Annotated in this window: 12 protein-coding genes, 1 tRNA gene and 1 other RNA gene; 9 read left to right on the forward strand and 5 right to left on the reverse strand. The window is 41.3% G+C overall.

The window, feature by feature from the left end; genetic code table 11:
• Positions 1–32: 32 nt before the first annotated feature.
• Positions 33–104: transfer RNA gene (locus AC6HZ4_RS10125), tRNA-Leu, on the forward strand.
• Positions 105–190, forward strand: an RNA gene (gene ffs, locus AC6HZ4_RS10130) — signal recognition particle sRNA small type.
• A 20-nt stretch (positions 191–210) separates the two neighbouring features.
• Here the strand turns inward: ffs and AC6HZ4_RS10135 are convergent.
• The 3 genes from AC6HZ4_RS10135 to AC6HZ4_RS10145 all read right to left on the reverse strand — a co-directional run bounded on the left by AC6HZ4_RS10135 (position 211) and on the right by AC6HZ4_RS10145 (position 1,632).
• Positions 211–999, reverse strand: coding sequence for an HAD family hydrolase (locus tag AC6HZ4_RS10135; protein WP_497494852.1), 789 nt, complete (start codon positions 997–999; stop codon positions 211–213).
• Positions 1,000–1,236: 237 nt separating this feature from the next.
• Positions 1,237–1,434, reverse strand: a complete 198-nt coding sequence (locus AC6HZ4_RS10140; protein ID WP_497494853.1) for a hypothetical protein — start codon at positions 1,432–1,434, stop codon at positions 1,237–1,239.
• A 33-nt stretch (positions 1,435–1,467) separates the two neighbouring features.
• Positions 1,468–1,632, reverse strand: coding sequence for a hypothetical protein (locus AC6HZ4_RS10145; protein WP_497494854.1), 165 nt, complete (start codon positions 1,630–1,632; stop codon positions 1,468–1,470).
• 269 nt (positions 1,633–1,901) lie between these two features.
• Here AC6HZ4_RS10145 and AC6HZ4_RS10150 point away from each other — a divergent pair, with 269 nt between their 5' ends.
• Positions 1,902–2,114, forward strand: coding sequence for a hypothetical protein (locus AC6HZ4_RS10150; RefSeq protein ID WP_497494855.1), 213 nt, complete (start codon positions 1,902–1,904; stop codon positions 2,112–2,114).
• A gap of 200 nt (positions 2,115–2,314) precedes the next feature.
• Entirely contained in the window at positions 2,315–2,893 is a 579-nt protein-coding gene (locus tag AC6HZ4_RS10155) for a hypothetical protein (protein ID WP_497494856.1), read from the forward strand.
• 108 nt (positions 2,894–3,001) lie between these two features.
• On the opposite strand, the gene trpB is transcribed toward AC6HZ4_RS10155, so the two are convergent.
• A complete protein-coding gene (gene trpB / locus AC6HZ4_RS10160; protein WP_497494857.1) occupies positions 3,002–4,165 on the reverse strand; it encodes a tryptophan synthase subunit beta in 1,164 nt (387 codons plus the stop codon).
• Positions 4,166–4,468: 303 nt separating this feature from the next.
• Here trpB and AC6HZ4_RS10165 point away from each other — a divergent pair, with 303 nt between their 5' ends.
• The 5 genes from AC6HZ4_RS10165 (at position 4,469) to AC6HZ4_RS10185 (ending at position 10,282) form a co-directional block, all read left to right on the forward strand.
• Positions 4,469–5,542 carry an ATP-binding protein gene (locus tag AC6HZ4_RS10165; RefSeq protein WP_497494858.1) on the forward strand — a complete coding sequence of 358 codons (1,074 nt, stop codon included), beginning with the start codon at positions 4,469–4,471 and terminating at the stop codon, positions 5,540–5,542.
• A gap of 170 nt (positions 5,543–5,712) precedes the next feature.
• Positions 5,713–8,391 (forward strand): PAS domain S-box protein, encoded by a 2,679-nt coding sequence (locus AC6HZ4_RS10170; RefSeq protein ID WP_497494859.1) that lies wholly within the window; start codon positions 5,713–5,715, stop codon positions 8,389–8,391.
• Positions 8,392–8,561: 170 nt separating this feature from the next.
• Positions 8,562–8,783 carry a YdbC family protein gene (locus tag AC6HZ4_RS10175; protein ID WP_497494860.1) on the forward strand — a complete coding sequence of 74 codons (222 nt, stop codon included), beginning with the start codon at positions 8,562–8,564 and terminating at the stop codon, positions 8,781–8,783.
• Positions 8,784–8,931: 148 nt separating this feature from the next.
• Complete coding sequence (locus AC6HZ4_RS10180) at positions 8,932–9,834, forward strand: DMT family transporter (protein ID WP_497494861.1); 903 nt, start codon at positions 8,932–8,934, stop codon at positions 9,832–9,834.
• Between the two features lie 148 nt (positions 9,835–9,982).
• Positions 9,983–10,282 (forward strand): iron-sulfur cluster assembly accessory protein, encoded by a 300-nt coding sequence (locus AC6HZ4_RS10185; protein ID WP_497494862.1) that lies wholly within the window; start codon positions 9,983–9,985, stop codon positions 10,280–10,282.
• 72 nt (positions 10,283–10,354) lie between these two features.
• Here the strand turns inward: AC6HZ4_RS10185 and zwf are convergent, their stop codons facing one another.
• Entirely contained in the window at positions 10,355–11,848 is a 1,494-nt protein-coding gene (zwf, locus tag AC6HZ4_RS10190) for a glucose-6-phosphate dehydrogenase (RefSeq protein WP_497494863.1), read from the reverse strand.
• Positions 11,849–11,924 lie beyond the last annotated feature (76 nt).

The following is an 11,924-nucleotide window of genomic DNA, read 5'->3' on the forward strand; positions in this document are numbered from 1 at the left end:
TCCTGCCCGGTACTATAGTACTATTTTAATCATGGGGCTATAGCCAAGCGGTAAGGCGGGCGGACTAAATCTGCCATTCGTTGGTTCAAATCCAACTAGCTCAATTTATCGTCCAATTGCAAAGCTGTGAACAGGTCAGGGCAGGAATGCAGCAGCCATTAGCAGCGGGAGCAATGTGGACGGTATTTACATAAGAAAACGAAATGGTATTTATTTTAATAGTCCCAGCGATTTCAATCCATTATAAATTCCTGAATCGGTTACGCTCGTCGTCGTATGCTTCGCATACGCAAATAAATCAGGATGCGCATTTCCCATCGCAAAACCTTCTCCTACGGAACGCAGCATTTCTTTATCATTCATACCGTCACCAAAAGCAATTGCGCTTTCTTTAGGAATGCCGAGACGCTCTAGAATCATTTGAACAGCCAATCCTTTATTTACAGTTTCTCTTATCACGTCATAGCTGTGGCGAAAGCCTTCGATATTTACCTGTGATAAATGAATTGAAGCATCCTCTTCATATAGGGTATGTTCATTTTCACCTATGTTTATCAGAGTGATGCCTAAAACCTGATCAAGGATGTCAGGTGTAATGCGGTCATTTTTATGTAAATGAAACTTTCTCATAAACTCCTTCGTAATAGGAGCATCTAAGGAAGTAAAAGCATTCTTCTCACTTGTATACAGAACCGCTTCATGACCATGTGCTTTGGCAATGGCTAAAAAGTGTTTTACTATATCTTCGTTCATTGGTTTGCAAAAGATAGATTCTCCATTATAGATTGCAAAAGCCCCATTATAGCCAATGAAGGAGTTGATATTGAGCTCTTCTCCAATGTCTGCGATTTCATGCAGCGGTCTTCCTGTTGCGAGAAATACCTCCAGTCCCTTTTGCTGCAGTTGGGCCACCGCTTGTTTTGTAGACTCCTCGATCGTATCATCTGGCGTAAGAATCGTTCCATCAATGTCTAAGAATAAAATGCTGTAGTTCGTCATTGTTTCTCTCCATACTCATTTCATTTTTACAGCTGTTTTTTTAACTGTATAAGGGCATTCTATCACAAAATATAATTTGGAAAAACAAGGATATTGAAGCGAAGGATGGTATTAGATGATGAAAGAGACTTCAGTAGCTTATAGATAATAAAATCAAATAATATGGAGACATCCTAGGCTATTGCAATGTATCGATACATGACAAATAGTTAGCGATGTCTCTACTATGCCCGCGAATCATGAATTTTCGTTTTGTTGCCCTAACTCTTTTTTAGCCAGAAACATGTTGGCAATTTCTAGACGCTTATGCTCATTAACAGAATCACCCGGATACAGCTGCTCTGTTTTGCCAGGATGCTTTGTGTCCAATGCAGATGTAACCCCGACTGTTTCTTCCTTTGGTGCATTTGTTTGTAAATGTTTATCCTTCATCATGTACGTGCATCCTCCTTGTGAAGTAATCATTCTTTAGCGTAAATAAGAAAGGAGAAGAAGCAGGGCGAAGACGAACACAGCTAAGCCTATAAAGAGGGGGGGAATCTTGCTTCCTTCTTCCTTTCGAACATCTTGGCGGCTGCCCGGTGAAATCTCCTGTGCATACTCCTCGTTGAAATGGTTGTGTTCTTCTGTCATCAGTTATGCTCCTATATTGCGGTTTGTATCAACTTTCGGATAAATGAACCTCCCTATTCTACTGCTAGGCTGCTTCTGTTACGCGCTCGAGAAGGGGAAATTCTCGTTAAAAGTACAATTTTAGGTTGAACGAAAGCTATTCTTCTCATGCATGCAGCAGGGATAAAAATGATTTATAGCTGTTTTATCATCATAGAAAATAAATCCTACATAAAAACTGTATAAAAGGAATAAAAATAGCAGAACGTAGAGAAGAAGGGGGATTGTACATGACAAATGCACATGGCCAAGCATCGAATCCAGACGGACGTTTTGAAGGTCCGATTAATGATTCGTTTCCAGATTCAGGGCGCCAAATGGGGGTTAGAATTGATGCTGACCCAACTTTGCCAAAGCAGCCGGCAAATCCGTTTCATGCGACACCCCAGGCTGATCCTGGTATGGAACGGCTGCGCGAAACGATGAACGCAAAAGAAGTATAGAGAGACAGAACGAAGGTCAGAAAGAGCCTTTGTACAATTTAACTTGGCTGACAAGTGAAAGAACAAAAATAAAAGGAATTGTTTCTATGAAAAAATAGAAGCAATTCCTTCTATTTTTTATTTCTGTGGACAAGCGTGCAATCAAATCTATTGCATTTTAATAGAATATAGCATAGCTGAAAGGAGGCGGGAATATAAAAATGGCGGAGAAGAAAGTGTATATTAGTAATGAAACACAAGGAAAGCGAACTGTTACAGAATACGATGTAAATGGAAAAATGAAGATTGCTGTTGTAATTAACAATCAGTTTACAAATGCACCGAATACGACGCAACTTGCAAGCGGAGCGGGGCGCAGCAGCACGGCTGGAAATAACGCTGCAATCGATTCATCAAATACGGAGCAGCAGCAAAGCGTAGGCGGACAAGGAAGAGCGAGAAACGAAGGCATGGAGGGCAAGCAGTTTCAGCCTCAGAACAAGCATGCAGGCTATCATGATAATGATGAAATTGTGTTTGTTATCAATAACCAGATTCACTGCAGCGGGGATGCTGATGCAGCAGCTACCCAAGTAGCGAGCGGCGGCGGTGTATATAGCGCAGCTGGTACGAATGCCGCGGTTGAAAGCACAAACACGAAGCAGCAGCATGCTGTTGGCGGCGATCAAACAGGCCGGGCAGTGAATACAGGCATGAACAGCAAGCAAATCGAAAAACGAAGCAGCTTTCATGAAAAACAGCAGCAGTCGATCGAGGGTCTTAGACTTTTTCTAAAATAAAATAGGTGTATAAAAGCATGGACGGAGTATATATCCGTCCATGTTTGCAACTGAGAAGGTACCAGATTTACAGCTTACCTCTCGTATTGGTAAACATCCTTTTGTTACCTAGGCATGTAGCATCGTGAATACTTGTTCCACATCTTTATCTCCTCTGCCTGAGAGGTTGACGATGATTATATCGTCTTTTTGTAATTGAGGAGCAAGCTTCATCGCATAAGCTACCGCGTGAGAGCTTTCTAGGGCAGGGATAATCCCTTCTAGCTTTGATAATGTTTGAAACGCTTCTAATGCTTCTTGTCCCGATACGGTTACATATTCAGCTCGGCCGCTTGTTTTCAAATAGCTATGCTCTGGACCGATTCCAGGGTAGTCCAGGCCTGCTGCGATCGAGTAAGTTGGTTTCGGATTCCCTTCCTCATCCAATAGAGTTAAGCATTTAAAGCCGTGAATGACTGCTGGTACTCCTTCAGTTAGGGAGGGAGCTTCTGCTGGTTCGACTCCAATGAGTCTAACGCCTGGTTCATCTATGTAATGGGCAAAGGCACCAATTGCGTTGCTTCCTCCGCCAGCGCAAGCTACAACAGCACTAGGCAATTTTCCTTCCTTTGCTATAATTTGCCGCTTCGACTCCTCACTGATTACGGCTTGAAAATGTTTGACGATTGTTGGGTACGGATGCGGGCCAACCGCTGATCCCAATAAATAAAAGGTATGTTGATAGTTTTGTACCAGGTCACCTAATGCTTCGTCCACAGCATCCTTTAATCGGCCTTGCCCTTTATCTACCGCAACAACCTTTGCACTGAGGAGTTCCATACGAAATACATTTAATGCTTGGCGCTCTGTGTCCAGCTTGCCCATATAAATCGTGCAATCCATACCGAACATCGCACAGGCAGTGGCCGTCGCAACACCGTGCTGTCCTGCGCCTGTTTCAGCAATAATCCGCTTTGCTCCCATCCGCTTGGCAAGCAGGATTTGACCGATTGCATTGTTGATTTTATGAGCCCCCGTATGATTTAAATCTTCACGCTTTAAATAAATTTTTGCTCCGCCTATGCTCTCGCTCAGGTGTTTTGCATATGTCAGAGGGTTTTCTCGGCCAACATATTCTGTTAAATAGTAACGCAGCTCCTCTATAAAATCAGGATCATCTTTGTAACGGTAAAACTGCTCCTCAAGAATATCCATAACCTGCTGTAAATCTTCAGGAATAAAGCTGCCGCCGAATTCTCCATAAAAACCCTTTTCTGTTGTGCTTTTGTTCATCTTGTTATCATCCCCTTTTCCTAACCATTATAACAGAAAGGAATGAATATTCTGACATTAAAAATGTGCATGTTCTGTAATTTTCTTCTAACACCCTTCTTACAGCTATTTTAAGCGACCGGGGTAAAATGAATTCAAACATTACTAGCTGTCTCATCATAAAACAAACCAGAAGTTACAATGAATGAGAGAAAAAACTCCTTTTACCTACGAAATGTTTCTCCGAAATGATATGATGTATACTATATAAACAAACGTACCTATATCTAGTGGATAACTAAAAATGTATTGGGGTAATTGTGTATGCAAAATGATAGTGCTTTGTCTCTTGATGAACATAAAATCTTTTTACAAGGACCAGTAGTAGTATTTAAGTGGAAAAATGCTCAGGACTGGCCCGTTGAATATGTATCATCAAATATAGAGGGGAATTTCGGATATAAAAAGGAGGAATTTTTGTTAAGCCGTATCAAGTATGCGGATATCGTTTTTAAGGACGATTTAGCTCGGGTTTCGAGCGAGGTTGCGAATTACAGTGCAAGTGATCTAGATATGTTCGAACAAGAATACCGCATTGTTAAAAGCAATGGGGAAGTTGTTTGGATTTATGATTATACAACCATTGTGAGAGATGAAGATGGAGTAATTACTCATTTTTATGGATACATATTAGATATTACGAAACATAAAAAAAATGAGGAAACACTTAGAAGAACAGAGAAGGTAAATTCAGTAGGGGAATTTGCAGCAGGAATTGCACATGAAATTCGGAACCCGTTAACAGCATTAAAGGGCTTTCTTCAGTTAATGAAGGGAGGAGAGTTTAAAGAAGCGTATGTAAATATTATGAATTCTGAGTTAGCTAGAATAGAGTTAATTCTCAATGAGTTTCTTGTACTCTCTAAGCCGCAGTTCACACAATACCGCACTCAAGATGCTCGTGCGATAATAAAGCAAATTTTGCCGCTTTTTGAAGCACAGGCGTTATATACAAACATACAATTGATTACGGAATTTGACTCGGAAGAGCTGCTCATTTATTGCAGTGAAAATCAATTTAAGCAAGTATGCATCAATTTTATTAAAAATGCGATGGAAGCAATGGACCATAGCGGATTGGTGAAAATTGAATGCAAGAAGGAACAAGATGAAGTCCATATTCGTTTCATTGATAATGGCTCCGGCATTTCTGAAGAAAACCTGCAGCTTCTTGGAGATCCTTTTTTTACTACGAAGAAAGATGGGACAGGCTTGGGCTTGATGGTGAGCTTCAAAATTATTGAAGAGCATGGCGGTACGATTCATATCGAAAGTCAGCTAGGCGTAGGAAGCATGTTTGAAATTAGATTGCCTGTTTGTTACAGAGGGCAAAAGTGATATACAAATATAAAACAAGCAGTCTAGAGTATGCTTAGAAAATGGCTGTCCAGTTTTCCCTTTTTATTCTAAAAAAATAAAAATTTGTCTTTACCATTGCTATTTTTGTTTTCTATGATAGTAGTCATAAGGGAAAGATGCATCAAATTGGATTGTGGAGGAACGTGAAAATGGAAAGAACAGGGGCAGTGAGTGATTCATTTCAGATGTATTATAACAAAATTCCTATTCCCCTTGTTGTACTAGATACAAAAGGAACGATTGTCTACCAAAGTCCTCTTATGGATGATTGGCTTGATGCAAGGGAAGCTGTTACAGGTCACAGCTCGATTTATGAGGCTATACATCCAGACGAACGCAAGCTGTGTATGCACTATCTCAACGAAGGGATAGAAGTCATTTCCTCATCTGTCTCCATCGAAACGAAGTGGATTGGAAAAGGAAAGGTAAGGTATGTGCGGCTTTATGCTTCTCCTATAAAAGAACAGGGCGAAGCTTTTATTGTGATGCAGCTTCAGGATATAACAGAGCAAAAGCAAGTGCAGTCCCTGTTGTACATGAAAAAATTGATATTGGAATTGATTGTTAAGCGGGAATCATTATGCCATATTTTACGGGTGCTTTCAACAGAGATAGAACAACAGCTTAGCAGGGTTACATATTGTTCCATTTTATTATTAGATAAGAGTGGAAAGAAAATTGAAACTTCCATGGCTCCGAATTTGCCGAGCTCCTTTAGCCAGTCCTTGCTAAATGCTGAAATTGGGCCTAACACAGGCTCCTGCGGTACAGCTATGTATCGAAAGGAGAAGGTGATAGTTTCTAATATTGCTTCTAGCCCGCTATGGCATCAGTATAGATCCCGGGCATTGGGGTTAGGCCTTCATGCATGCTGGTCGATTCCCATTTTTATAGATGGAGAGGTTATTGGATCATTTGCACTGTATCATAAAGAACCCTCTTCCCCTACCGATTTTGAATTGGAAGTGATAGAAATGTGCGCTTATTTGGCTGGACTTGCTGTGGAGCGAAGCCGGAGTGAGGAACAGCTTGTAACAGAGCAAGAAAGACGCTTCCGAGCGCTGATTGACGCACTCCCAGATATTGTTGTTTTTAAGGATCAGGATGGAAGATGGCTGGATGTTAATAAAGCTGCATTACAAAAATTCCCTTCATTGGGCAGTATTTCATACAAAGGAAAGTCAAATGAAGAGCTAGCGAAAATCTTTCCAAAGCAAAAGGAACTTTTGGAGAATTGTCAAATCAAGGCTCATCAGGCGCGGGAAACGGGAGAGGCTGCCCGTATGGAATGGAGTTTGACAAATCAAGCCGGGGAAGAGCTTACGTTTGATTTTATGAAGGTGCCTCTGTTTGGATTTAGCGGAATAAAAGACGGCACTCTCGTGATTGGGAGAGATATTACAGAGAAGAAGAAGGAAGCGCTTCGTATCGAGGAGAGTGAGCAAAAATATAAGTCGTTGTTCGAGCATAATCCTAGCGGAATTTATTCTATGGATGTAGCGGGCCGAATTACAAGTTTAAATGCTTCTATGCAAGAAATGCTTGGCCTAGAACAGGAGGATGAAGTGCAATCTCTTGTGCCTTTTATAGCGCCAGATTATGTAGAACAGACGTTGGAGCACATTCAGAAGACGCTGGAGGGAGAGGCGCAAAACTATGAAATGGTAGCAATCCATAAGGAAGGACATCCTGTATTCTTAAAGATTACGAATCTCCCTATTATTGTACAAGACAAGATTGTCGGAGTATATGGAATTGCCAAGGATATTACACAACAGAAAGGAAAAGAGGAGGAGCTGCGACAAACAAAGGAGCTGCTAGAGTCGTTCTTTCATCATAGCGCTGACTCGCTTTCTCTTCTCTCGCTTGACGGTGTTATGCAAGATGCTAATGCAGCGGTGAAAAATGTATTTGGATGGGAGCCTGATGAGGTAAAGGGGCTGTTTTGCCCGATGCTGCCAGAAGATCGAATAGAAGAGCTTCAGAGAGTTAGGGAAAGCATTCAAGCCGGCAAGGAGGTAGTAGGGCTTGAGACCATTCGAAGGAAAAAGGATGGTTCGCTTATTGATGTTAGTATTACGTTTTCACCGTTAAAGGACGGAAAGGGAAACATTATCGGAATGACGGCTATTGCAAGAGATATTAGTGAGCGAAAAAGGACGGAGGAATTATTAAGCAGGTCTGAAAAGCTCTCGGCAATTGGTCAGCTTGCGGCATCTATTGCACACGAAATTCGGAATCCGCTTACATCGATTAAAGGGTTCATCCAATTTTTCCGAGGAAACATTCAGGAGCAGTTCGTGGATCTTATGTTGTCGGAATTAGAGAGAATTGAATTAATTGTAACTGAATTTTTGCTGCTGGCAAAGCCGCACGCTACTCACTTTATCGAAAAAAATATCAACTCTATTATTCGCCATACCTTACCGATCATTGAAGCACAGGCAATTATGAATAAGGTAAATATCGCAGCATCATTAGTAAATCCAATCCCCATGATTCGTTGTGATGAGAATAAAATCAAACAGGTATTAATTAATGTATTTCAAAATGCGATCGAAGCTATGCCGAATGGAGGAACAATTCATGTCCGTACGGGGCTTCAGGAGGATGAAATTTTGATCCAAGTTACAGATGATGGGCATGGGATCTCAAATGAACGAATCAAAAAGCTGGGAGAACCGTTTTATTCCAATAAGGAGAAGGGAACAGGCCTAGGGCTCATGGTATGCTTTAAAATTATGGAAGAACACGGGGGAAGGATGGAGTTTGAAAGCAAGGAAGGACATGGGACAACAGTACGTATATTTTTACCTGTTGGTGTTTAGAAACAGTGTTTCCTTAGTAAGAAGGATGAAAGCAGTTCGAGGATTTCGAGCTGCTGTTTTTTGTAGGACAATAGTCTTAATATGCTTATATGATGGCTTAGATGGATTTGTTGTAGCTGGAAGCAGCGTTTATAATGGATGAGAGAATGAAATAAACGGAGGTGCAAGAAATGGCAGAGATTAAGTTTGAAATTCAGGAAAAGTTTGGTGTGTTGTCAGAAGGATCAAAGGGCTGGAAAAAGGAGCTTACGTTAATAAGCTGGAACGGGAGAGAACCGAAGTATGATATCCGGGATTGGTCGGAGGATTATGGAAAAATGGGGAAAGGTGTTACCCTTTCTAAGACTGAACTTCTTCAATTGAAGAAGATATTAGATGAAATGGATTTGTAATATGTCGAATAAGGGCTTATAAGCGAGGAAGAATGACATTCATGGGGAGCCTGATTTCCAGATTTAACAGTTTTTTGATTCTAATAAAAAGACTAGTATAGTAATTACACATTGCATACTGATCAAAACATCGCAGAGGAGCCGCAGCATGAAAATAAAAGATATCGGAGCTATGCTCGGACTGGCAGCACTGTGGGGAGCTTCGTTTCTCTTTATCCGAATTGCATCCCCTGTAATCGGTCCGTTTTTGACTATCCAAGGCCGCGTAACCATAGCTGGAATCGCCTTACTCCTTTTTATATGGTTTACGAAGCGATCGGCTGATTTAGGGCGATGGTGGAAGCAATATCTCATCATTGGTGCGTTAAATGCAGCCATTCCGTTTACTTTAATCGCCTCCGCGCAATTACATTTGAATGCCTCTATGGGATCGATTTTGAATTCCTTAACACCGTTGTTTACTGCGCTGGTTGTTTGGGGATGGATGAAGGAAGCATTAACGATGCGAAAATGGCTTGGGATTTGTACAGGCGTTGTTGGAGTGGTAATTTTAGTAGGATGGAGTCCTATTACTTTTACAAAGGATGTTTTCCTTTCTATCTGTTTAGCTATCTTGTCTACTGTATCCTACGGTTTCGCAGGGGTGTATGCCAAAAGAGCCTTTACGGGTGTTTCACCGCTATCGCTTGCGGCAGGACAGCAAATAGGTGCATCTGTGCTGCTGCTTCCCTTTACGCTTCTATCCGCACCAGCTTCTAGTGCCGCTATATCAGGCATTGTCATTTTTTCTGTTCTTGGACTTGCACTGTTTTGTACAGCGATCGCCTACCTTCTATACTTTTATCTTATAAAAAGTGTAGGGCCAACAAAAACCTTGAGTGTTACCTTTCTTATCCCTTTGTTTGGCATGGTTTGGGGTGTGCTTTTCTTGCATGAAACGATTTCCCTTAGTATGCTCCTAGGACTGCTGGTTATTTTAGTAAGTGTTTTTCTCATATCGGATATTCCAGTGAAATTTAAAGCGGAAAAGCGCAATACATTAGCGGGGTAAGGCGTTTCTGCGTGATATTTTGATTTTTCTTAGCCCTGCATTATACTAACGTAGGGGGATGTAAGAATCGTTGCAATTTGTACGCTTTTTGTTTCTAACTCAATGATGCCATACATAATAGCGAATCATGAGAATAGGGGAATTGTCTATGAAATGTAAAATTAACCGAAATGCTGCTAAAATGTTGAAAAAAATACTGGAAAGTGAAGAGGCAGAAGGAAAAATGATTCGTGTATATGTCACACAAATGCACGGAGACCACGCTCATTATGGTATAAAATTAGATACGCCAACAAAGCATGATGAAATTGTGAAAACAGATAAGGATATTGATATCTTGCTCGATACACGGGATGAATTTTTAGATGGAGTGTGGATTCAGTATTTTTACGTTCCGAGGGAAGAGATGGTAATTACGAATTCATCAAAAGGAAGTCATCGTCACTAAAATCAAAGGATTAGAAATAAAAAGCGGGGGTTGACCATAAAGTCCACCCCCGCTTTTTATAGTTAGATTTCTTTACTTACTGCTTTTGGAAACAGGCCACCAAGAAAAGCCATCCTTCGCTAGCAGTTCATCAGCGGCTTTCGGCCCCATGGAGCCTGATTCATAGTTCGGGAAGCTGACTGCAGCTGTTTGCCATGCTTTAGAAATTACATCAACAAATTGCCAGGATAGGGCGACTTCATCCCAATGCGTAAAGTTTGTCGCATCCCCTTGGATCGCATCATATAACAGCTTTTCATATGCTTCGGGTGTATTGATTCCATCCCCGCAGTTATTACAGTAATCCAGCTTCACTGGCGTTGTCTCTTCAGAAGCACCGATTCGTTTTCCGTTTAAAACAATCGAAATGCCTTCATCCGGTTGAATGTGAATAATAAGCAGGTTTGGATGGAGCTGTTCCTCGGATTTATTGTATAAATTCATCGGCAGATCCTTAAACTGAACAACGATTTCGGTTGATTTCTCCTTCATTCGTTTTCCCGTCCGAATATAAATAGGTACCCCGGCCCAGCGGTGGTTGTCGATCAACAGCTTTCCTGCAACGAATGTTTCCGTTTTGGAGTTCGGGTCGACTTTTTCCTCGCTGCGATAACCCGGAACCTCTGTTCCTCCGATTGTTCCCGGGCCGTATTGCCCGCGTACAAAATATTGATCAACTTCTTCTACCGTTATGGAACGAAGGGAACGTAATGCTTTAATTTTTTCGCTTCGCACCTCTTCTGTAGATAAACGAATCGGCGGCTCCATCGCAAGCAGCGCAACCATTTGCAGCATATGGTTCTGCACCATATCCCGCAAAGCCCCCGAGGTATCATAATAGCCGCCGCGGTCTTCTACGCCCAGCGATTCACTGGAGGTAATTTGAATGTTGGAAATATGCCTGTTATTCCATAATGATTCAAAGATTGCATTAGCGAAACGAATGACGCCGATATTCTGTACCATTTCTTTTCCTAAATAATGATCAATTCGATAAATTTCATCTTCTTCAAATGCATGGCGAATTTCATCATTTAGCTTTTGCGCGGATGCCAAATCCTTACCGAACGGTTTTTCGATAATTAATCGGGTCCAGCCCTTTGTATTCGTAACTCCTTCTGATTTCAAATATGAACCAATTGTTCCGAAAAATTCAGGCGCCATAGCCATATAGAACATTCGGTTTCCCGGAATTGTAAATTCCTCCTCCACATTGCGCAGCAGTTCATTTAACCCCTGATAGGAAGCGGCGTTTGTAACATCAAACGATAAGTACCGGAAATGGGTTAAAAAGTCATCTAGATCATGCTCGGCGGTTATGTTCGATTCTTTAATAGAGGCAGCCACATTCTCACGAAACACCTCGTCACTCCACTCGCGTCTTGCTACGCCAACTACAGCAAAATGCTGAGAGAGCAGCCCTTTTCTATAAAGATTGTAAATAGAAGGGAATAATTTTCGTTTTGCTAAATCTCCTGTTGCTCCAAAGAGAACTATTGTGCAATATGTATGATTATTGTTCGTCATTCTGCATCCTCACCTTTGTTAATTTACACTATTATAGTATCCCGCAAATGTAAGACGCAACACGTATTTCCATTAA

It is taken from the genome of Ectobacillus sp. OTK (assembly GCF_059698935.1).

Coding starts and splice junctions, on each gene's coding strand:
- AC6HZ4_RS10175 (WP_497494860.1), top strand. CDS start 8,562: ATGGCAGAGATTAAGTTTGAAATTCAGGAAAAGTTTGGTGTGTTGTCA.
- AC6HZ4_RS10140 (WP_497494853.1), bottom strand. CDS start 1,434: ATGATGAAGGATAAACATTTACAAACAAATGCACCAAAGGAAGAAACA.
- zwf (WP_497494863.1), bottom strand. CDS start 11,848: ATGACGAACAATAATCATACATATTGCACAATAGTTCTCTTTGGAGCA.
- AC6HZ4_RS10145 (WP_497494854.1), bottom strand. CDS start 1,632: ATGACAGAAGAACACAACCATTTCAACGAGGAGTATGCACAGGAGATT.
- AC6HZ4_RS10150 (WP_497494855.1), top strand. CDS start 1,902: ATGACAAATGCACATGGCCAAGCATCGAATCCAGACGGACGTTTTGAA.
- AC6HZ4_RS10180 (WP_497494861.1), top strand. CDS start 8,932: ATGAAAATAAAAGATATCGGAGCTATGCTCGGACTGGCAGCACTGTGG.
- AC6HZ4_RS10170 (WP_497494859.1), top strand. CDS start 5,713: ATGGAAAGAACAGGGGCAGTGAGTGATTCATTTCAGATGTATTATAAC.
- AC6HZ4_RS10135 (WP_497494852.1), bottom strand. CDS start 999: ATGACGAACTACAGCATTTTATTCTTAGACATTGATGGAACGATTCTT.
- AC6HZ4_RS10185 (WP_497494862.1), top strand. CDS start 9,983: ATGAAATGTAAAATTAACCGAAATGCTGCTAAAATGTTGAAAAAAATA.
- trpB (WP_497494857.1), bottom strand. CDS start 4,165: ATGAACAAAAGCACAACAGAAAAGGGTTTTTATGGAGAATTCGGCGGC.
- AC6HZ4_RS10155 (WP_497494856.1), top strand. CDS start 2,315: ATGGCGGAGAAGAAAGTGTATATTAGTAATGAAACACAAGGAAAGCGA.
- AC6HZ4_RS10165 (WP_497494858.1), top strand. CDS start 4,469: ATGCAAAATGATAGTGCTTTGTCTCTTGATGAACATAAAATCTTTTTA.